The following is a 21,580-nucleotide window of genomic DNA, read 5'->3' as shown; positions in this document are numbered from 1 at the left end:
CGAATCTCTTTTGCTTCAGGGGTAATGATGCAGGCCACGACGGTTTTTTTATGAACGTCAAGACCGCAGCAATGACTATAGACGACTTCCATGTGTTTACTCCTTCTACGGCAGCAAATTAAAGGGCTGGTGCAACAACCAACATTGGTTATTCTGTCCTGCGTGCTTCCCATAGGGAGCAACAATCTGTGGTGCACCTGGTCGTTGGGATCTGTCTAACTCACGGGCTCGCAGCACCAAGTTAAAACGACCTCCCTTCGCCAGCCGTAAGAAAGAGATTCGCTGTTATAAATTTTCATCCTTCTGCTGGTGCCGCGTTAGCGGCATGGGTTTCTAATTGTAAAAATTATATTGGAAAAATAGTAATAATATGTAAAGTATATTTAAACAAAGCAAAAGAGCAGTATTCAACACCTGCGGCAGCACCCTGTCAAAAAATCCCTGTCAGCCTGGCAAATATAGCCAGACCAACAGGGCAGCAAGGGGCATGAAACTATACTTCCAGGCCCCTTGCCGATTCAAGAATGGTTGTTTGTTGAAGTTAAAATGTTGGCTGTATTATGCTTTAGCAAATAGGGACTTGGTTTCACTTCCATGCTTACGATATATAGGGTTTCTCCACCATCTAAGGGTATCAATTGCATCTCTAATTAAGTTTAATTGTTCCGTATTTATTTTTAGAAACTTTTGTAATATATAATAATCGCCTGCCTCATAAGATAAACCAACTTTTTGGCTTTTTAAACAACTTTCGATGGTACGGATATGTTTATAATCGTAAAAACAACCGGTATCCGGGATATATAGCGCACCAACTTCACCAGGAATTAAAACCAATACCCCTCCTCCTAAAGAATGAATTTGTAATTCTATCGATAAAAGAGTAAGGCTATTATACCATCTACATGCTAAGTTCTCGGGAGTAACATTGGGATTTTGAATAAACCCACACAATAAACTATTACTTGCAGCAAATTTTCCTTTGTTTATTAATAATTTTGGCATCTCACCAAAAACAGTCGCGACAATATCAGGTATTTCTATATTTGGTGTAATGTACCAAGGGTTGCGCTTAGTACACTTGTAACGTTTGTCTATACTTAAAAGTTCTCCATATTGAATATATTTCAAATCATAATCCGTAATATCTATAGGATAATATAATTTTGAGTATTCCTCCTGTGGATACAGATAAAGCCCTGTGGAACTTAATTGTTTAGCATTGCAAACAGATCCTATAAAATTTGTTTTGGGTAAATTAAATTTACCTATTACCTCATCGGAAGGATGAAAATAATCTTTAGCTGCGCTAACGTAACCTATTTTAAATCTACAGTCTTTATTAATTGAACTTATTAATCCTTGTATCTTTAATTTATTTAATAATAATTGCTGATCCCTATTTAATATTTCAAACACAAAAGGCTTGTTACCCTTGACAATGGAATCAATATTAATACTAACTTTCTTTATATGATGGTCATTGAAAAGATCATCCTTATTATTACACAATACATAATTTACTGACTCCGTTTTACCGCCAAAACCGTCTGCCATAAAGAGGATTGTTTCAACATCAACTTCCGGAAAAATGTCTTCATGTATTCGGGCAACATTAATTTCATTAAAATTATCACCCAAGTACTTCCATAATGGCATAGCATACTTAACATAAGTAGCCTCAAAAGGCAAAACAAATGCTAAACGGCCACCTTTTTTCAAAAAGTGCATCGAATGTAAAATAAAGGCAACCCATACACTGGCATTGGTACTAATTTTAATCCCTTTGTTATTTAATATTTCTATAGCTTGTATATATTGGTTGCAATCAAAGTTTTTTAAGTTTCTTAATCTTACATATGGAGGATTGCCTATCACTGCATCAACCGCAAAAGGATCAACGTGTAAAAAATCTTTGTAAAAACAATTTTGGGGGAGTAATTCTGATTTTTGTACATATTTTTTAAAAGGCTCTTCCCTAATTTCTACAGCATAAATTTGATTTATAGATTGTAATATTGGATTATTTAAAATAGCATCTAAAAAAGCACCGTCACCAAAGCATGGTTCCAGCAATATATCCTTAGTGCTCCTTATAGACCAATTAACTAAATATTCAGCGATATTATTACTTGTATAAAAAGAACCTGTTAATTTAGGGTTAAAGGCCAAAAATTACTCCTCCCTACTTAAAGCTCAAAAGATTACTCTCTGTTGCAAATTATACCAGATAATAACCCATGAAATTTATAAAAAAATACCGTTTGGTAATTCAATTTTGAATCCGAGTTTATGAACCTGTAGAGGTCGAATAATGACAGAAAGGAGCCAATTACAGGATCTCCTTTATTTCGTCGAAACCATTCGTCGAAATAAAGAGAAAAGAAAATGCCCGCGCCTTAGTGCGCGGGTTTTGGCAATTTAGCCAATGGCCGTTCGAATTATTACTGACCTATCTAACATACAAACTAGCTGCCCCGGGTATCGACCTGATTAAGATCGATGAGAGTTACACAACGCAGGCATACCTTGTCTGTGGCTGGTAGAAAAAACCTTCCGCAATAGGTGGGGGAGGTTTACTTTTCCTTGATCAGCGAATAATGCGGTTTATACTTCAGATTATGTACCGTATTTATAGTGCGAACTGTTCTGCTCTTGGCCCGCATTACCAGTGAATAGGTTTCGGCAATTTCGCCCCCGCGGAAACGCACACCCTTGAGCAGCTCTCCGTCCGTAACTCCGGTGGCGGCAAATATGGCGTCGTCACCTTTCACCAGGTCGTCCATGGTCAGGATGCGGTTGGGATCTTTAATGCCCATGCTCAGGCAGCGCTGGAATTCGGCATCGTCTTCAGGCACCAGGCGGGCCTGCATGTCACCGCCCAGGCACTTCAGTGCCGCCGCAGCGATAACTCCTTCCGGCGCGCCGCCGATTCCCGCGCAAATGTCAATGCCGGTATCCTCAAAGGCAGTGGCCAGCGCCGCTGCCACGTCTCCGTCACCGATCAGGCGCACCCTGGCCCCCGCGCCCCGAACAGCTTCTATTAATTCATGGTGGCGCGGCCGGTCTAAAATCATTACGGTGCAGTCAACGATGCGCTTATTATTTGCTTTGGCCACTATCTCCAAAGTTTTTTCAATGGGGTCATCCAGATTAATCAAACCCGCTGCTTTAGGTCCCACGGCCAATTTTTGCATATACATATCCGGAGCGTGCAGCAGATTGCCCCGGTCTGCTATAGCTATAACCGACATGGCGTTGGGCAGTCCCTTGGCCAGTATATTCGTGCCCTCCAGGGGATCTACAGCCACATCGACCTCGGGAGTTGGCGAGTTGCCAACCTTTTCGCCAATATAAAGCATCGGAGCTTCGTCCATTTCCCCTTCACCGATAACCACGGTTCCGTTCATACATACCGAATCAAACATAGCCCGCATGGCGTTGGTGGCCGCATCGTCAGCTTCATGCTTGCGCCCGCGCCCCATCCACTGCGCTGATGCCAGCGCCGCCATTTCCGTAACACGCACCAGCTCCAGTGTCAGTTCTCTTTCCATTGAACTCGTCTCCTTCGTCAAAGGCTTGCATGTAACAATTTAATTTTAACATATTTATTAATTAATGGGTCATTTAGTATAACATTTTTTAAAAAATGCTTTATGCGCTTTCGTCAAAATTCGTCTATATATTACATTTGCTCTAAAAAAAGACCTGATTGCTATAATATTTGGCTTTGCATGTGGTAAAATATCCACGGGTATAATAATGTTTTGGAACTATTCGGGAGATAGGAGTCAGTAGTCAGAAGTCAGAATAAAGGGACCTGCTCGGTGTATTCTGACTACTGATTTCTTACTGCTGAATTCTTAATTTAGGAGTGATAGCATGTCCAAACTATGGGGAGGGCGGTTTCAAAAGGAGACGGACAGCCTGGTGGATGATTTTCATTCATCCATATCCTTTGACAGCCGCCTGTACAAATATGATATCACAGGCAGTATTGCCCATGCCACAATGCTGGCCCGGGTTGGCATAATCAGCGTGGAAGAAGCGAAAACAATAACGCGCGGCCTGCAAGGGATACTGGCCGATATTGAGAACGGGCTGGTGGAATTTTCCGTATCCGCCGAGGATATCCACATGAATGTTGAGCAGCTTTTAATAGAAAGAATCGGGGAAGTGGGCAAAAAACTGCACACCGCCCGTAGCCGCAACGACCAGGTGGCCCTGGATGTTCGCATGTACCTCAGGGATGAAATAGACGCTGTGCTGGAGCTTTTGGGACAGTTGAACGGTACCCTGCTGGATTTGGCCGAACAGCATATTGATACGGTCATGCCCGGGTATACGCACCTGCAACGCGCCCAGCCGGTTAATCTGGCCCATCACCTGCTGGCGTACTGCCAGATGTTTTACCGGGATATGGACAGGCTACGGGACTGCCGCCGGCGGGTTAATGTCATGCCACTAGGCGCAGGCGCGCTGGCGGGAACCACCTTCCCCCTGGACCGGGAATTCGTGGCCCGAGAACTGGGGTTTGACGCCATCACCGAGAACAGTCTTGATGCGGTAAGCGACCGTGATTTTGCAGTGGAATTTGCGGCGGCCGCTTCCCTGGTGATGGTGCACCTGAGCCGGTTCTGCGAGGAAATAATACTATGGTCAACCAGCGAATTTAACTTTGTTGAATTGGATGACGCTTACAGCACAGGAAGCAGCATGATGCCGCAAAAGAAAAACCCGGATGTGGCAGAATTGATCAAGGGCAAAAGCGGCAGAGTCTTTGGCGACTTAACCACCCTGCTGGTAATGCTGAAAGGGTTACCCCTGGCTTATAACAAGGACATGCAGGAGGATAAGGAAGCGTTGTTTGACGCAGTGGATACAGTAAAAAAATGCCTGCTTATCTTCCGCCCCATGCTGGCAACGATGAGGGTTAAAAAAGACAACCTGGCCCGGGCCGCCCGGGGGGGCTTCACCAATGCCACCGATTTGGCCGACTACCTGGTGGAGAAGGGCGTGCCTTTCAGGGAAGCACATGAAATAGTCGGCCGGGCAGTGGCCTATTGCATTGAAAGGACATGCAATTTAGAGGATTTAACCCTGGAGGAATTTAAACGTTTTACACCGGTAATCGACGAAGGTGTTTACAGCGCCATTGGCATCGACCACTGTGTGGCGGCCCGCAAGGTTCCGGGAGGACCTGCCCCGGAGGCGGTCCGGGAGTGCATTGCCAAAATGCGCCGCAGGTTGGTTTTATTATGAACTGGCAGCAAGCTGCCCTGGCCGTGCTGGTCGGGGCCGTGATCGGTTATGTTACCAACTGGGTTGCCATTCGCATGTTATTCCGGCCTCTTTATGAAAAAAAGCTATTGGGACTGCATGTCCCGTTTACTCCGGGTGTGATTCCCCGGGGTAAGACACGACTGGCCAAAGGTATAGGTGACGCTGTGGGCGGGATGCTGCTGACGGAAGAAAAAGTAGTCCAGCACCTGCTGCGGCCGGATTCCGAGGATAAAGTGCGGCGCTATCTTGATCACCGGATCGCTGAAATGCGTGGCCGGGACGCAACGGTTGGTGAAACCTTTGCTTTGTCGCCCGGCGAACAGCCTGCAGCTGATTTAAGGCAATGGATTTCAACCATAGCGGTAAATGTTGCAAAGAGCGATGAATTTCGCCGGGTTGCCGCCCGTGCTGCCGCTGGTTTGACCGGTTCCCTCCTGGATCAACAAGTGGGACCCTCAATAGCAATGATTGGCCGGACACGGTTCAGGGAATGGCTGGAACAACTAACCGCCGGTTTGCTGGAAGGTGAAGCAGGCGATAATCTTATGGGCCGGTTTATTACAGTAATAGAAAACTTCTTAAACAGTCCCCGAACGGTTCGCGAGCATCTTCCGGAAGCAATGGTGGAAGGGATACACCAGTTTATTGATGGTCAAGCCCCCCGGATAATCAGCTCCATCGACCGGTATTTATCCTCCAGGAGTGCGCACCGGGCCATCAAAAACAGAGTAAACCACTTTTTTGAGGGTACGGCGTTAAAACGGATGCTGAACGGAGTCTTTAGCCTGCTGGGAACCGGCTCCGACGCCCTTGCAGACAAATTGGCTGCGGAAATATCCATGTTCCTGGCTGACGAGCAAAACCAGGCGGAAATTATCAGGCGCCTGCACCAGCTGGCGGACGAGTTTATGGAAAAGAGCATGGCTGATATTTCCGCTGCACTGGATGAGGCGGGGAAACGGGAAAAAGCATGGGAAATTGCATCCTGGCTGATTGAAAAACTGCGTCATTCCGGCCTTGGATTGTCGGTACCGGAAATTGTTGAACAAATGGCAGAACGCAACAGCGCTAAAACCTGGCGGGAAATATTCCACATCGATGAGACCGGACCGCGGGAGGCGCTGGAGTCGTTTTTCGACCGCCTGTTTAATCAAGCTCAAAGCAGCGATAAGTATGCCCAAAAAGTTAAGCAGTTGGCAGAGCGCTGTGTAGACGTGGTGCTGCAAGCTAAAATGAGCTGTGTTTTGGAATTGCTGCCGGAAAATGTCAAGGAAAACCCCGGGCATTTGGCGCTGGGCCTGTATCGTTTTCTGGTCCAAAAACAGGTCCCCGGCCTGGTCAGGTTTTTGGATGTCAACGGCATGATTCGCAGGCAGGTGGAGGAATTGGATGTGCTGCAGGTGGAAGAGCTGCTGTTGGGCATCATGCGCCGCGAACTGGTGGCAATCACCTGGCTTGGGGGACTGCTGGGGGCCGTTTTAGGACTGGTCACGGTTGGAATGCAGTATTTGGCGAAATAATGCCCGTAAACTGTTGACCTGGATTATGTTTATACTGTATACTGTTTAAATAAGTTTTAGTAACTACTAAGGAGTCAGGAGTCAGAATGAGAGAACGGTTAATCGTCTCGTAGTATTCTGAATTCTGACTACTGAATTCTGAATACCTGAATAGTAACAAGTTTTATTTGTAAAAGTAATGAAGGGGAGCAATGCCTGGAAGCCGCGCCACAGAGAGCCGGAGATGCTGAGAACCGGCGCCCGGAACGGGTATTACATCGCCCCGGAACTGCTTCGCTGAAAGGATTTTCCCGTAGGCGAAGACGGGTTAGGCCCGTTATCGCTGCAGTGTCGACGACACGCTGAGAGGCTTTCGCTGTGAGGCGGAGGCAAGCAGGGTGGTACCGCGTGAGGAAATTATGCCTTTCGTCCCTGGTTGTGCAACCAGGTTCGGGAGGTTTTTAATTTTATACACCTTGATAAAGAGGGAAGTGTACCTAGGGTTCCGCCTCCTGCAGGAGGGTCTGGACCGAGCGGTACAGGCCGAGGGGGTTTTATACCCCGGAGGTTACACCGTGGGGATAAAAGACCCAGCGGATAGGTTCCACTCTTGGAAAATATCGGCGGGGTCTTATTTTTATTTCCCTGCTTGGCCACAGGAGGTGAAAACAGTCGTCAATACCTCTGTCAACCCCGAGTGCAGTTTTATGAAACGTTTTTTGGAGAGAGTGTTTATGAAGGATGAAAACGATAGCTGTTTTTACATTGGTGGATCTTTCAATACAGATTTAGGATAGGAGAGTGAAAAGATGGGCCTTATTATTTATCTGGATGGAAAATACGTTCCCGAGGAACAGGCGGTTGTTTCCGTATTCGACCATGGTCTTTTATACGGTGACGGTATTTTTGAGGGCATCAGAGCTTACCATAACCGCGTGTTCAAGCTGCAGGAACACCTGATCAGACTGTATGAATCAGCCCGCACACTGGCTATGGAAATTCCCATCAGTATTGAAGAAATGCGGGAAGTGGTGCTGGAGACCCTGCGGCGCAACAATTTGCAGGACGCTTATATCCGCCTGGTGGTAACCCGGGGCAAGGGCGACCTGGGCCTGGACCCGCGCAAGTGCGCAAAACCGACTATTTTTTGCATTGCTGCCTCAATTCAACTTTATCCGGAAGAATTGTATGAAAGAGGACTTGAAATGATTACCGTGGCTACGCGCCGCAATATCCCCGAGGCATGCAACCCCAGGGTCAAATCCCTTAACTATTTAAATAACATCTATGCCAAAATTGAAGCTAACCTGGCCGGCGTTCCCGAGGCAATAATGCTCAACCAGGAAGGTTACGTCGCCGAGGCTACCGGGGATAACCTTTTCCTCGTCAAGAACGGCAAGCTGATCACTCCCCCCATTCATGTGGGCATGCTGGAAGGCGTTACCCGTAATGCGGTAATGGACCTGGCCAAGGAGAGAGGCATTGAGGTTATCGAAAAGGTATTCACCCGCCATGATGTTTATATTGCCGACGAGTGCTTCCTGACCGGTACCGCGGCCGAACTTATTCCCTGTGTTCGGGTGGACGGCAGGGCCATTGGCAATGGCCAGCCCGGCCCGGTGTTCAAGGAACTGTTAAGTGATTTCCGCGCCTTGACCAAGGTGGACGGACCGGTCATTTTTGAATAAACTATTTTCTGATGCGGCAAAAGAGGAGGAGTTATTGTGCGAAGTGATGCTATGAAAAAGGGCCTGGATAAGGCCCCGCACCGCTCCCTGTTCAATGCCCTGGGCCTGACCGGGCAGGAATTGGAGCGCCCCATGATCGGGGTGGTCAATTCTTTCAATGAAATTGTGCCGGGACATATGCACCTGCGGGAAATTACAGAAGCGGTCAAGGCCGGGATCAGGATGAACGGCGGCACCCCGTTTGAATTTCCCGCCATCGCGGTTTGTGACGGCATTGCCATGAACCACTCCGGCATGAAATACTCGCTGGCCAGCAGGGAACTAATTGCCGATTCGGTGGAAGTAATGAGCATGGCCCATCCCTTTGACGGTATTGTGCTGGTTACCGCTTGCGATAAAGTGGTGCCGGGTATGTTGATGGCCGCAGCCCGGCTGGACATTCCGGCCATTGTGGTCAGCGGCGGTCCCATGCTGGCCGGGCGGCTTGATGGCCGGGATCTGTCCCTGAGCAATATTTTTGAAGCTGTTGGCCAGGTGCGGGCAGGCACTATGACCGAAGAGGAACTGGCCCGGTATGAAGAGTCGGTTTGCCCCGGCTGCGGCTCTTGCGCCGGCATGTTTACCGCCAATTCCATGAACTGCCTGACGGAAGTGCTGGGCATGGCGCTGCCCGGTAACGGAACGCTGCCCGCGGTTTCCGCGGCGCGCCGCCGCCTGGCCAAATTAAGCGGGATGCGGGTGGTTGACTTGGTGCGGGAAAACCTGAAACCTTCCGATATCCTTACTGAAAAGGCGTTTACCAACGGCCTGGCCCTGGATATGGCCCTGGGTTGTTCCACAAACACGGTGCTCCACCTGCCCGCCATCGCCAGTGAGGCCGGCGTTAAAATAGAACTCGATCATATTAACCAGATCAGTAAAAAAACTCCCAACCTGTGCAAGCTAAGCCCGGCGGGCCTTCATTATATGCAGGACCTTAACGAGGCCGGCGGTATCTCCGCTGTGCTCAGGCAACTGTTGGAGCACGGTTTGATAGACGGCACCGCTTTGACCGTAACCGGCCGGACTTTGGGTGAAAATGTAGCCGATGCATCAGTGCTACGGCGGGATGTAATCCGCAGTGTGGAAGACCCGTACAGCCCCACAGGGGGCATCGCCATCCTTTACGGCAACCTGGCCCCCGGCGGGGCGGTGGTCAAAAGATCGGCGGTTGCGCCGGAAATGCTGCAGCACCGAGGCCCGGCCCGTGTATTCAACTCGGAAGAAGAAGCTGTGCAGGCTTTGAATAATCTGGAAATACAAAAAGGTGATGTCATCGTCATCAGATACGAAGGGCCCAAAGGAGGCCCGGGCATGCGGGAGATGCTTACTCCCACCGCCACGGTGGCCGGCCTTGGCCTTGACAAGGATGTAGCCCTGATAACCGACGGTCGCTTCAGCGGGGCCACCCGCGGCGCCTCCATCGGCCACGTAACTCCCGAGGCGGCCGAAGGAGGTCCTATCGCAGCACTGCAGGACGGGGACATCATTGAAATAAACATTCCCGAATGTAAACTGGATGTGCTGCTGAGTGAAGAAGAACTGGCCGCCCGGATGAGTAGCTGGGTCAAACCGGAACCCAGGGTGCGCAAAGGCTACCTGGTCCGGTACGCCAAACTGGTAACTTCCGCCGGCACCGGGGCGGTCTTGAAAAAAGATTTTGAATAAGTACTCAGGAGTCAGAAGAGCAGTATATAGTCTTGTATTCTGAATACTGACTACTGAATTCTGTCTTCTATAAATAAATTCGACAACTTACCGGAGGTGTAGGGGTATGAAAAAAACCGGGGCGCAAATCCTGGTGGAAAGTCTCCTGGCTGAGGGGGTGGATACCATTTTCGGCTACCCCGGCGGGCAGGCGCTACCTATTTACGACGCCTTATATGATGCAGATATACGCCATATCCTGACCCGACATGAACAGGGCGCAGCCCATGCCGCCGACGGCTATGCCCGGGCCTCCGGCAAACCTGGTGTTTGCCTGGCCACTTCGGGTCCCGGCGCTACTAATCTAGTGACGGGAATTGCCAATGCTTACATGGACTCGATCCCTCTGGTGGCTATTACCGGGCAGGTTCCGACCTCAATGCTGGGGCGGGATTCTTTTCAGGAAGCTGATATTACGGGTATAACCCTACCCATAACCAAACACAATTACCTGGTCAAGGATGTTAACGACCTGGCCAAAATAGTGCGTGAGGCTTTTTACATTGCTACCACAGGCCGACCTGGCCCCGTGCTTATCGACATGCCGCGGGATGTTTCAGCGGGTGAGACCGATTACACGGATCCCGGGCCGGTGCATTTGCCGGGATATGATATTAAAAAGGATCCAGATCCCGAGCAAGTTGCCAGGGCCGTCCGGGCGATTGAAGAAGCCGAGCGGCCCGTTATTTATGCCGGTGGCGGCGTGATTAACGCCAACGCGCATGTCGAGCTGCTTAAATTTGCAGAAATGCTGCTGGCCCCTGTGGCCACCACCCTGATGGGCCTGGGAGGCTTCCCCGGGAATCACCCGCTGTCAGTGGGCATGCTGGGCATGCACGGCAGCAAGTATGCCAACTACGCCGTTTCCGAGTGCGATTTGCTGATCGGCGTGGGGGTGCGCTTTGACGACCGGGTTACCAGTAAACTTGAGGCCTTCGCGCCCAATGCCACAGTGGTTCATATAGACATAGACCCGGCCGAAATTGGTAAAAATGTGGGAGTTGACATTCCCGTGGTGGGAGATGTGCGCGCCACCCTGCGGGAATTGGCCGGGCGCCTGCAGCCCAGGCTCGCCAGCAGGTGGCGGGATAAAATCCAGACGTGGAAAAAAGAATATCCTATTGAATTTGAAGAAAACGGCAGAATCAAACCCCAGGAAGTGATCAGGGAGATCTATAACGCCACCGGGGGCAACGCCAGGATCACAACTGAAGTGGGACAGCATCAGATGTGGGCCGCCCATTACTATACGTATACCAGGCCACGCACCTTTATCTCATCAGGCGGGCTGGGCACGATGGGCTTTGGCTTCCCCGCCGCCATCGGGGTGCAATTGGCCTGTCCGGGCGAAACAGTGATCGATATTGCCGGTGACGGAAGCATTCAGATGAATATTCAGGAACTGGCCACCGCAGTTAGTCATAAACTTCCGGTAAAAATCGCCATTTTAAACAACGGTTTTCTGGGTATGGTAAGACAGTGGCAGGAGCTGTTTTATAACCGCCGTTATTCATATACTGAATTGGATAACCCCGACTTTGTCAAAATTGCCGAGGCCTATGGTGCCGTAGGCATCAGGGTGGATAAAAAATCTGAAGTCCGGCCGGCCCTGGACGAAGCGCTCCGGGTCGACAAGCCGGTGGTATTGGATTTCCAAATTGAACGGGAGGAGAACGTTTTGCCCATGGTTCCCCCCGGAGAAGCAATTAATAATATGCTGGGATAGGAGGGGTGATTATGCGGCACACCCTGGCTGTGCTGGTTGAAAACAACCCCGGTGTTCTGGCCCGGGTAGCAGGTCTGTTCAGCCGGCGCGGGTTCAATATTGATAGTTTGGCCGTGGGACGCACAGAGAGCCCGGATGTTTCCCGGATGACGATAGTGGTTGAGGGGGATGAACGGGTCCTGGAGCAGGTGAACAAACAGCTGCACAAATTGGTTGATGTAATCAAAATTAATGATATTACGGCAGACGAATACGTTGACCGCGAGCTGGTGTTGATTAAAGTCAACGCGGACCCCGCCCAAAGGGGCGAGGTAATGCAAATTGCAGATGTTTTCCGGGCCCGGATAGTGGACCTGGGACGCAAGACGGTTACCCTGGAGTGCACGGGAAACGACGGCAAAATCAATGCTTTCGAGGAATCACTGCGGCCCTATGGAATAAAAGAACTGGTCCGCACTGGCAAGATCGCCATGCTCAGGGGCACAAAATACACCGGTCTCCAGGAAAACGGTGATTAATTAAAATTCAGAAATCAGTAGTCGGAATTCAGTGGGGATCAATTGCATCTTGCTTGAATTGTACCCAAAATTGATTCTGATTTCTGACTCCTATTATAGTAAAAACAATACAAGGGGGGCTTGCAATGGAGATTACGGCTGCACAAGCCCTGGTCAAATGCCTCGAAAAGGAACAAGTTGAAGTTATTTTTGGTTATCCGGGCGGAGCCATACTTGACGTATACGATGCCCTGTACCATTCCCCCATCCGGCACGTGCTGGTCCGGCACGAGCAGGGAGCGGTTCACGCGGCGGACGGCTACGCCAGGGCCACCGGCAAGGTTGGCGTGTGCATGGCCACTTCCGGTCCCGGGGCCACCAACCTGGTTACCGGCATCGCCAATGCGTATATGGATTCAATTCCACTGGTGGTGTTTACCGGGCAGGTGCCGACCAGCCAGGTGGGCACCGACGCCTTTCAAGAGGTGGATATAACCGGCATCACCATACCCGTAACCAAGCACAATTACCTGGTCAAAGATGCGGTGCAGCTGCCCAGGATTATTAAAAACGCTTTTCATATTGCCGCCACCGGGCGGCCCGGGCCGGTATTAATTGATTTACCCAGGGATGTGGCCCAGACCAGGATAAAATTTGATTATCCCGATTCGGTGAATTTAAGGGGTTACAAACCCACCTACCGGGGGCACCCCAATAAAATAGCGGAAGCCGCCCGGTTGATCGGCAGCGCTGCAAGACCGGTGATCTACGCCGGCGGCGGAATACTCAACAGCAAAGCCAGCAGAGAGCTGCTGACCCTGGCGGAGACCATCAATGCGCCGGTTACCAATACTTTTATGGGCCTGAGCAGCTTTCCCGGCGATCACCCGCTGTTTCTCGGAATGCTGGGGCTGCACGGCACCCGGGCCGCCAACCTGGCGGTAACCAACTGCGACTTGCTTATCGCGCTGGGGGCACGTTTTGACGACCGGGTTACCGGTAAACTGGCCGAGTTTGCCCCCAATGCCACAGTGGTGCATGTTGATATTGACCCGGCGGAAATCGGCAAGAACGTACAGGTGCACGTTCCCATTGTGGGAGACGTGAAACAGGTGCTGCGGGAACTGCTGTCAAGGCTGGAAAAAAAGCAGGATACCAGTTGGCTGGAGCAAATTGAGGCCTGGAAGAAACAGTACCCGCTGGTTTACCGGCGCGGGGAAGGTGAATTAAAACCACAGTATGTCATAGAAAAATTAAATGAAATCAACGGCGGCAACGCCGTGGTCGTGACGGATGTGGGGCAGCACCAGATGTGGGTGGCCCAGTACTACCGTTTTAAGCGCCCCGGCTCGTTGATTTCCTCCGGCGGTCTGGGCACGATGGGCTTTGGCCTGCCGGCGGCGGTGGGCGCCCAGATTGGGCTGCCCGGTGAGCTGGTAATCCTGGTGACGGGTGACGGCAGTATTCAAATGACCATGCAGGAACTGGGCACTGCCATGGAGCAGGAACTGCCCTTAAAAATAATCATCTTAAACAATCACGTGCTGGGTATGGTACGCCAGTTGCAGCAGGTTTACTGCGATTCCCGGTACATGGCGGTAGAATTCAAATTCCACCCGGACTTTGAAACCCTGGCCAGGGCTTATGGTATCAAGAGCTACACCCTGCGCACGGAAAAAGAGGTTGACCAATTGCTGCCGGAAGCCCTTGGCAGTCCGGGCCCGGTATTGGTCAACTGCCTGGTTTGCGCTGCGGAGAACGTCAATCCCATTGTAATAGCCGGCAAGGCTATCAGCGAGGCTGTAGATTGCTAGATCTGGAGGGATTCAGTTGAGTAATAGGGTTTATATATTTGATACCACCCTGCGGGACGGTGAGCAATCCCCGGGAGTCAGTTTGAATAAAAATGAAAAGCTGGAAATAGCAAGGCAGCTGGCCCGCCTGGGCGTTGACATTATTGAAGCCGGCTTTCCCATTACTTCCAAAGGTGATTTTGAGGCCGTCAAAACCATTGCGCGCGAGGTGCGGGGTGTAACCGTGGCCGGCCTGGCCCGCACCAATTTTACCGATATCGACAGGGCCTGGGAGGCGGTAAAGCACGCCGACCAGCCCCGGATTCATACCTTTATCGCCACTTCCGATATTCACTTAAAACATAAACTGCGCATGTCCAGGGACCAGGTGGTGGAAGCGGCTGTGGCAGGTATAAAAAGGGCCAGGGACTACACCTCCGATGTGGAGTTTTCCGCCGAGGACGCCTCCCGCAGTGAACTGGACTTTCTATGCCGGGTGGTGGAGGCGGCTATTGAGGCAGGCGCCACCACCGTCAACATTCCGGACACCGTGGGCTACGCCACCCCGGACGAATTTGCCGAATTTATCCGCAGCATTATGAACAAAGTCAGGGGCATTGAAAAGGTAATCTTGAGCGTCCACTGTCATGACGACCTGGGCCTGGCGGTGTCCAATTCACTGGCCGCAGTGCTGGCCGGCGCCAGGCAGGTGGAAGGTGCCATCAACGGCATCGGGGAAAGGGCCGGCAACGCCTCCATTGAAGAAATCGTCATGGCCCTGTACACCCGCCGCGACCGCTACGGGTTGGAGACGGGCATTAACACGGAAGAAATTTATCGTACCAGCAAACTGGTGAGCAAGCTCACCGGGATGGAAATTCAGCCCAACAAGGCGGTTGTGGGCAAAAACGCGTTTGCCCACGAGTCCGGCATTCACCAGGACGGTGTGCTCAAAGAGCGCACCACCTATGAAATAATGAACCCGGCCATGGTGGGCGTCGCCCACGGCAACCTGGTGCTGGGCAAGCACAGCGGCCGCCACGCCTTTCGCTCCCGGCTGGTGGAACTGGGCTTTTCACTGAACGAGCAGGAGCTGAACAAGGCTTTTGCCCGGTTCAAGGACCTGGCCGACCGCAAAAAAGAAATTACCGATCAAGACCTGGAAGCTATCGTGGAAAACGAAATTCGCAAAGTGCCCCCCACCTATGAGCTGGCTTACCTGCATATCAGCAGCGGCACGACCGTGGTGCCCACTGCCACGGTGGGCCTTAACCACGGCGAGGAACTGCTGGAGGAAGCGGCCTGTGGCAACGGCCCGGTTGACGCCATTTGCAAGGCCGTGGATAAGATCACCGGCTACAACTGCCGGTTGCACAGCTGGGGCATCAACGCCATTACCGGCGGCAAGGACGCGCTGGGTGAAGTTACCCTGCGTATTGCCGAGAACAACAGTGAGAAACTATATATGGGCCGGGGCATCAGCACCGACATCCTGGAATCCAGTGCCCGGGCTTACATTAACGCGGTAAATAAAATGATCTTTGAAAAAAAGAACCATAACGGTGAATAAACTGCGAGAGATTGTAACTGTTCAGCATCTGTAACCACTTGGGAGATAGGAGTCAGGAGTCAGAATGAGAGAACCGGGCTCAGGGCATTTTCGACTCCTGAATTCTGACTCCTGACTACTATTGTAATTTGAGGTGACTGGAAATGCCTATGACCATTACTGAAAAAATTCTGGCCGCTCATGCCGGAATGGATCAGGTTGAACCGGGACAGTTGATCAACGTCAAAATAGACGTGGCGCTGGGAAATGATATTACGGCCCCGGTGGCCATCCGTGAATTTGAAAAAATAGGAGTGGAAACGGTATGGGATCGCGACCGGGTGGTCCTGGTGCCCGACCATTTTGTACCCAACAAAGACATTAAATCGGCCGAGCAGGCGCTGCTGATCAGAACATTTGCCCGCAAGCACAACCTGATCAATTATTTCGAGGTGGGGCACATGGGCATTGAACATTGCCTGCTGCCGGAGCAGGGACTGGTGGGACCCGGCGACCTGATCATCGGCGCCGACAGTCATACCTGCACTTACGGCGGCCTGGGCGCTTTTTCCACCGGGGTGGGCAGCACCGATCTGGCCGCGGCCATGGCCCTGGGTGAAACCTGGCTGAAAGTTCCGGAAAGCATCAAATTTATTTTTCACGGCGAGCTGCCCAAATGGGTCAGCGGCAAAGACCTGATCCTGTACACCATCGGGCAAATCGGTGTGGACGGAGCGCTGTATATGGCGATGGAATTTACCGGCCCGGTAATTGAAAAACTAAGCATGGACGGGCGGCTGACCATGGCCAACATGGCTGTTGAGGCCGGGGCCAAAAACGGTATTGTGCCCCCGGATGAAGTAACCCGCCGGTACGTGGAAGGGCGGGCCAAGCGATCCTACCGCTTTTACCGGAGCGACCCGGACGCAGGCTACGCCGAAGTGTATGAATTTGACGTGAGCCAAATGGAACCCCAGGTGGCGTTCCCCCACCTGCCCGAAAACACCCGCCCCGTCAGCGAGGCCGGGAATGTCGCCATCGACCAGGTGGTCATCGGCTCCTGCACCAACGGGCGCATGGAAGACCTGCGGGAAGCCGCCTCAATTTTAAAAGGGCGCAAAGTAAACAGCAATGTCCGGCTGATCGTCATCCCCGGCACCCAGGAAATCTACCGGCAGATGCTGCGGGAAGGCCTGGCTGAAATCTTTGTGGAAGCAGGGGCTGCGGTAAGCACGCCCACCTGCGGGCCCTGCCTGGGCGGCCACATGGGCATTTTGGCCAAGGGCGAACGGGCCTTGGCCACTACCAACAGGAATTTTGTCGGCCGCATGGGCCATCCTGAGAGCGAAGTGTATCTGGCCGGCCCTGCTGTAGCAGCGGCCACGGCTATAATGGGCAAAATTGCCGCACCGTGGGAGGTGGCATAATGAAATACCGGGGCAAAGCATGGAAATTCGGCGCCGATGTTGATACCGACGCCATCATCCCCGCCCGTTACTTAAATACATCTGATTCGGAAGAACTGGCGAAACACTGCATGGAAGACGCCGACCCCGAGTTTCCCCAAAAGGTTAAGCCCGGGGATATTATCGTGGCCGGTAAAAATTTCGGCTGCGGCAGTTCCAGGGAGCATGCCCCCATCGCCATCAAATATGCCGGGGTAAGCTGCGTTATTGCCAAGACCTTTGCGCGGATTTTTTACCGCAACGCTTTTAATATCGGCCTGCCGATTTTTGAATCACCCGAAGCTGCCGGTGCCATAAGTGAAGGCGACGAATTGCTGGTAGATCCCGGCACGGGTGTAATCAAGAACCTGACCAAGAATGAAGAGTACCGGGCCACCCCGGTGCCGGAGTTTATGCAGCAGATTATTGCCGCCGGCGGGCTGATCAATTATGTTGCCAACCGGCTGAAATCGTAACTACCCAGGAGTAGGAGTCAGAATAATTTTTGGGTACAATTCAAGTGGAATGCAAGAAATCCCTACTGAATTCTGACTACTGACTACTGATTTCTAATTATTAAACAGGAGTTGAACTCATGTACAAGATCACATTGCTGCCCGGCGACGGGATCGGGCCGGAAGTTGTAGCCGGGGCCGTGCAGGTGTTGAACGCGGTGCGGGAACGCACCGGATTGGAACTTGCAATGAACGAGGCGCCCTTTGGGGGCAACGCCTACGACCAGACCGGCACCCCGCTGCCGGAAGCAACGCTGCGCCTCTGTTTGGAGAGCGATGCCGTGCTGCTGGGCGCGGTTGGCGGGCCCAAGTGGGATAACCTGCCCGTGCACCTGCGGCCCGAGGTGGGGGCGCTGCTACCCCTGCGTAAAAAGCTAGAAGTATTTGCCAATATCCGGCCCTCGCTGGTTTTCCCCTCCCTGGTGGATGCCAGCACCTTGAAAAGGGAAGTGGTGGAGGGGCTGGACCTGGTGGTCATCCGGGAACTGACCGGAGGTTTGTATTTTGGAGAAAAACGCCGGGAGCAACTCCCCCGGGGAGGTTTCCGCGTTATTGAAACATTGGAGTATTCCACCGGTGAAATTGAGCGGGTGGCCAGATTTGGCTTTGAACTGGCCCGCAAGCGCAGCGGTAAACTTACTTCCGTTGATAAGGCCAATGTGCTGGAAAGTTCACGCCTGTGGCGGGAAGTGGTATCCGGGCTGGCCCCTGAATACCCCGGTGTTGAATTGAGCCACATGCTGGTGGATAACTGCGCCATGCAGCTGGTGCGCAATCCCAAACAATTTGATGTGCTGCTGACAGAGAATATGTTTGGCGATATCCTGAGCGACCAGGCGTCGCAGTTGACCGGGTCCATCGGCATGCTGCCTTCCGCCAGCCTGGGCGGCAAAGTGGGACTGTACGAGCCGATCCACGGCTCCGCGCCCGATATAGCAGGCCAAAATATCGCCAACCCCATTGCCACCATTATGTCCGTGGCGATGATGCTGCGTTATTCCCTGAACTCCGAAGAAGGGGCCGCGATGGTGGAGCGGGCGGTAAGTTCCGTTCTGGAAGAAGGTTACCGTACCAGTGATATTATGCAGCCCGGCATGACCCGGCTGGGAACCTCCGAAATGGCCCAATTAATCGCCCAAAGGGTCAGCGCAGGTAGTTAATTAAAGAGTTGTTGAATTGGCTGGGGGAGATTGACTTGCCGAGCATTGAAATTTACGACACAACATTACGAGATGGAACACAGGGTGAAGGGATTAGTTTTTCGGCCAAAGACAAGATCAAGATCGCCCTTAAGTTGGATGCACTGGGCTTTCATTATGTTGAGGGCGGCTGGCCGGGCTCTAATCCCAAGGATTTACAATTCTTTGATTTAATTAAGGAACATAACTTAAAAAGCGCCCGCATTACAGCTTTCGGCAGCACCAGAAAGCCCGGCGTGGAAGCCTCCCTGGACGAAAACCTGGTCCAACTGGTGCGGGCCGGCACTTCGGTGGCTACAATTTTCGGTAAAACCTGGGATTTTCATGTCAAATATGCCCTGCAGACGACACTGGAGGAAAACCTGCGCATGATCCGGGAAACCGTTGCTTATCTGAAACAGCAGGGCAAAGAAGTGTTTTATGATGCTGAACACTTTTTTGACGGATACTCGGCTAATTCCGAATACGCTCTGGCGACACTGCGGGCCGCCCGGGACGGCGGGGCTGCAAGAATTATCTTATGCGACACCAACGGCGGGCGGATGCCCGACGAAATCCACCGGATTGTTTCCGCCGTGGCCCGGGAAATTGACGTTCCCCTGGGCATCCACTGCCACAACGACTGCGAATTGGCTGTGGCCAATTCGCTGATGGCGGTAAGGGCCGGGGTGGTCCAGGTGCAGGGCACGATCAACGGTTATGGTGAGCGCTGCGGCAATGCCAACCTGATCTCCATCATACCAAACCTGGCCTTTAAGTACCAAATTGAAAGTATTCCCGAAAAGAGCCTGGTTGAGCTGACGGAGCTTTCCCGGTTCGTCAGTGAATTGGCCAATATGCATCCCATGAACAACCAGCCCTATGTTGGGGGCAGCGCCTTTGCCCATAAGGGCGGGGTCCACGTCAGCGCGCTGTTGAAGAACCCGCAAACCTATGAGCATATTGAGCCCGAACGTGTCGGCAACCGCCGCCGGGTATTGGTATCGGAACTCAGCGGCGTCAGCAATTTACTGTATAAATACCAGGAACTGGACCTGGGCCTGGGCCTGGAAAAAGAAGATAACAAGAAACTGCTTCAGGAATTAAAGGAACTGGAGAACCAGGGCTATCAGTTTGAAGGCGCGGAGGGTTCCTTTGAACTGCGGCTGCGCAAGGCGTTTCACGGTTATGTTGAGCCGTTTTCTTTGGAAAATCTCAAAATACTTATTGAAATGCGTGACGGAACGGTTTATTCTGAGGCCATCATTAAGATGAATGTAAACGGGAGGGTAGTACACACTGCCGCCGAGGGCAACGGCCCGGTTAACGCCCTGGACAACGCTTTACGCAAGGCGCTGGAGGAGTCATATCCCCAAGTAGAAAAAATGCAGCTTTCCGACTACAAGGTGCGGGTACTGGACGAAAAGGACGGTACCGGAGCGGTCGTACGGGTTCTGGTGGAAACAGGGGACGGGCACTGTACCTGGGGTACAGTGGGCGTAAGTTCCAATATCATCGAAGCCAGCTGGCAGGCCCTGGTGGACAGCATCGCCTATGGCCTGCTGCGGCTGGAAAACAAAAATGAGGATGGAACGGGGCCGGGCGCCATTACCGGCGTATTCCGCGGCAAGTGTTGATATACTTATGCCATACAAGCAAAAGTACAGGGAATTAACAAGTGAATTAAGGGCATGCGGGAAAATAGCGGTGGCCTATTCCGGCGGTGTGGACAGCTCACTTTTGCTATACGCCGCCATAGACGCCGTGGGTGCGGAAAACGTGACTGCGGCTACCATTCACGCTCCATTTCACAGCGACTATGAAATAGCGGCGGCCAAAAAACTGGCCGCCGGTTTTAACTGCAGGCATATAATCATTAAAGAAAATGATTTATTACAGGACGCCGCCTTTTGCGCCAACCCGCCCGACAGGTGTTACCTCTGTAAAAGAGTTCTCTTTGGTAAGCTGCAGGAAGTAATTCAAAATCAAAATGCCGTGTTGGTGGACGGTTCCAATGCAGACGATTTAAAGGATTACCGGCCCGGCATGAGGGCTGTACGGGAGCTTAAGGTGGCCAGCCCGCTGCAGCAAGCGGGGCTGGCCAAAAATGAAATCCGCCTGCTTGCACGTGAATTCGGCCTGAGCACCTGGGACAGACCCTCCGCTCCCTGCCTTTGCTCCCGTATTCCGTACGGCAGCGCCATAACGGAAAAAAAATTGCGCCAGGTGGAGCACGGGGAGGATCTGTTAAGGCAGCTGGGCTTTGCCGAGGCCAGGCTGAGGCACCACGGAAACCTGGCCCGGATAGAAATCCCTACCGGGTTGATGCAAGACTTCACCGGCGGGCATGTGCTGGACCGGGTCAGGGGCAAACTCAGGGAACTAGGTTTCCAGTACGTTACATTGGATCTGCACGGTTTAAGAAGCGGCAGTTTAAATGAAGTGCTATAATGGTCGGTTGCAATACCGGCCTTTTGCCATTTTAAACAACTAAAAGCAATAAGTTGGTACATTTTTTCACTGTTTATAGGGAAAATACCTGTAATTGTGGTAAAATCTTTGAACTTCCCCCGGTAATGCCAGCTTTTTTATGCTTTACAAGGAAATACCTGGCCATATTTATGGTCAGAACTAAGGATTAAAGTATAATAAAGCGCGCAT

Annotated in this window: 17 protein-coding genes and 1 other annotated feature; of the genes, 15 read left to right on the top strand and 2 right to left on the bottom strand. The window is 51.7% G+C overall.

The annotated features are described in order from the left end of the window. Window positions 1-558 precede the first annotated feature (558 nt). Window positions 559-2,172 carry an Eco57I restriction-modification methylase domain-containing protein gene (locus H569_RS0104255; RefSeq protein WP_027363989.1) on the bottom strand — a complete coding sequence of 538 codons (1,614 nt, stop codon included), beginning with the start codon at window positions 2,170-2,172 and terminating at the stop codon, window positions 559-561. Between the two features lie 230 nt (window positions 2,173-2,402). Here H569_RS0104255 and H569_RS23785 point away from each other — a divergent pair, with 230 nt between their 5' ends. After that, a complete protein-coding gene (locus H569_RS23785) occupies window positions 2,403-2,546 on the top strand; it encodes a zinc ribbon domain-containing protein (protein WP_456072953.1) in 144 nt (47 codons plus the stop codon). 30 nt (window positions 2,547-2,576) lie between these two features. Here H569_RS23785 and glpX read toward each other — a convergent pair whose 3' ends face one another. Next, window positions 2,577-3,554, bottom strand: coding sequence for a class II fructose-bisphosphatase (glpX, locus tag H569_RS0104250; RefSeq protein ID WP_027363988.1), 978 nt, complete (start codon window positions 3,552-3,554; stop codon window positions 2,577-2,579). 328 nt (window positions 3,555-3,882) lie between these two features. Here glpX and argH point away from each other — a divergent pair, with 328 nt between their 5' ends. From argH to larE, 14 genes are all read left to right on the top strand, one after another. Beyond that, window positions 3,883-5,262 (top strand): argininosuccinate lyase, encoded by a 1,380-nt coding sequence (gene argH / locus H569_RS0104245; protein WP_027363987.1) that lies wholly within the window; start codon window positions 3,883-3,885, stop codon window positions 5,260-5,262. Then, window positions 5,223-6,803 (top strand): DUF445 family protein, encoded by a 1,581-nt coding sequence (locus H569_RS0104240; protein ID WP_027363986.1) that lies wholly within the window; start codon window positions 5,223-5,225, stop codon window positions 6,801-6,803. The genes argH and H569_RS0104240 overlap by 40 nt, the downstream gene beginning before the upstream one ends. Window positions 6,804-6,972: 169 nt before the next feature. Beyond that, window positions 6,973-7,219 (top strand) — a binding site (T-box leader). After that, window positions 7,181-7,579 carry a hypothetical protein gene (locus tag H569_RS0104235; protein ID WP_027363985.1) on the top strand — a complete coding sequence of 133 codons (399 nt, stop codon included), beginning with the start codon at window positions 7,181-7,183 and terminating at the stop codon, window positions 7,577-7,579. (Overlaps the previous feature by 39 nt.) 12 nt (window positions 7,580-7,591) lie before the next feature. Further along, window positions 7,592-8,470: a branched-chain-amino-acid transaminase gene (gene ilvE / locus H569_RS0104230; RefSeq protein ID WP_027363984.1), complete on the top strand. Its 879-nt coding sequence runs from the start codon at window positions 7,592-7,594 to the stop codon at window positions 8,468-8,470. A gap of 36 nt (window positions 8,471-8,506) precedes the next feature. Continuing rightward, entirely contained in the window at window positions 8,507-10,177 is a 1,671-nt protein-coding gene (gene ilvD, locus H569_RS0104225) for a dihydroxy-acid dehydratase (protein ID WP_027363983.1), read from the top strand. Between the two features lie 106 nt (window positions 10,178-10,283). Further along, window positions 10,284-11,942: a biosynthetic-type acetolactate synthase large subunit gene (gene ilvB / locus H569_RS0104220; RefSeq protein ID WP_027363982.1), complete on the top strand. Its 1,659-nt coding sequence runs from the start codon at window positions 10,284-10,286 to the stop codon at window positions 11,940-11,942. Between the two features lie 11 nt (window positions 11,943-11,953). Beyond that, window positions 11,954-12,460, top strand: a complete 507-nt coding sequence (ilvN, locus tag H569_RS0104215) for an acetolactate synthase small subunit (RefSeq protein ID WP_027363981.1) — start codon at window positions 11,954-11,956, stop codon at window positions 12,458-12,460. 125 nt (window positions 12,461-12,585) lie between these two features. Then, window positions 12,586-14,253, top strand: coding sequence for a biosynthetic-type acetolactate synthase large subunit (gene ilvB / locus H569_RS0104210; protein WP_027363980.1), 1,668 nt, complete (start codon window positions 12,586-12,588; stop codon window positions 14,251-14,253). A gap of 16 nt (window positions 14,254-14,269) precedes the next feature. After that, window positions 14,270-15,802, top strand: coding sequence for a 2-isopropylmalate synthase (locus H569_RS0104205; RefSeq protein ID WP_027363979.1), 1,533 nt, complete (start codon window positions 14,270-14,272; stop codon window positions 15,800-15,802). 143 nt (window positions 15,803-15,945) lie between these two features. Continuing rightward, window positions 15,946-17,208 (top strand): 3-isopropylmalate dehydratase large subunit, encoded by a 1,263-nt coding sequence (gene leuC / locus H569_RS0104200; protein WP_027363978.1) that lies wholly within the window; start codon window positions 15,946-15,948, stop codon window positions 17,206-17,208. Beyond that, window positions 17,208-17,702 carry a 3-isopropylmalate dehydratase small subunit gene (gene leuD, locus H569_RS0104195; protein ID WP_027363977.1) on the top strand — a complete coding sequence of 165 codons (495 nt, stop codon included), beginning with the start codon at window positions 17,208-17,210 and terminating at the stop codon, window positions 17,700-17,702. The genes leuC and leuD overlap by 1 nt, the downstream gene beginning before the upstream one ends. A gap of 119 nt (window positions 17,703-17,821) precedes the next feature. Next, a complete protein-coding gene (gene leuB, locus H569_RS0104190) occupies window positions 17,822-18,901 on the top strand; it encodes a 3-isopropylmalate dehydrogenase (RefSeq protein WP_027363976.1) in 1,080 nt (359 codons plus the stop codon). A gap of 35 nt (window positions 18,902-18,936) precedes the next feature. Beyond that, complete coding sequence (gene cimA / locus H569_RS0104185; protein WP_027363975.1) at window positions 18,937-20,556, top strand: citramalate synthase; 1,620 nt, start codon at window positions 18,937-18,939, stop codon at window positions 20,554-20,556. Next, entirely contained in the window at window positions 20,501-21,370 is an 870-nt protein-coding gene (gene larE / locus H569_RS0104180; protein ID WP_207637517.1) for an ATP-dependent sacrificial sulfur transferase LarE, read from the top strand. The genes cimA and larE overlap by 56 nt, the downstream gene beginning before the upstream one ends. Window positions 21,371-21,580 lie beyond the last annotated feature (210 nt).

The organism is Desulfotruncus alcoholivorax DSM 16058 (assembly GCF_000430885.1).
Lineage (GTDB): Bacteria > Bacillota > Desulfotomaculia > Desulfotomaculales > Desulfallaceae > Desulfotruncus > Desulfotruncus alcoholivorax.
The sequence above is the reverse complement of the archived record's forward strand: the minus strand, read 5'-3'. Positions and strand labels throughout refer to the sequence as shown.

Bases quoted from the DNA above. Each gene is read 5' to 3' on its own strand.
- leuD (WP_027363977.1), top strand. From the start codon at position 17,208: ATGAAATACCGGGGCAAAGCATGGAAATTCGGCGCCGATGTTGATACC.
- ilvE (WP_027363984.1), top strand. From the start codon at position 7,592: ATGGGCCTTATTATTTATCTGGATGGAAAATACGTTCCCGAGGAACAG.
- argH (WP_027363987.1), top strand. From the start codon at position 3,883: ATGTCCAAACTATGGGGAGGGCGGTTTCAAAAGGAGACGGACAGCCTG.
- larE (WP_207637517.1), top strand. From the start codon at position 20,501: ATGAGGATGGAACGGGGCCGGGCGCCATTACCGGCGTATTCCGCGGCA.
- ilvN (WP_027363981.1), top strand. From the start codon at position 11,954: ATGCGGCACACCCTGGCTGTGCTGGTTGAAAACAACCCCGGTGTTCTG.
- leuC (WP_027363978.1), top strand. From the start codon at position 15,946: ATGCCTATGACCATTACTGAAAAAATTCTGGCCGCTCATGCCGGAATG.
- leuB (WP_027363976.1), top strand. From the start codon at position 17,822: ATGTACAAGATCACATTGCTGCCCGGCGACGGGATCGGGCCGGAAGTT.
- ilvB (WP_027363980.1), top strand. From the start codon at position 12,586: ATGGAGATTACGGCTGCACAAGCCCTGGTCAAATGCCTCGAAAAGGAA.
- glpX (WP_027363988.1), bottom strand. From the start codon at position 3,554: ATGGAAAGAGAACTGACACTGGAGCTGGTGCGTGTTACGGAAATGGCG.
- ilvB (WP_027363982.1), top strand. From the start codon at position 10,284: ATGAAAAAAACCGGGGCGCAAATCCTGGTGGAAAGTCTCCTGGCTGAG.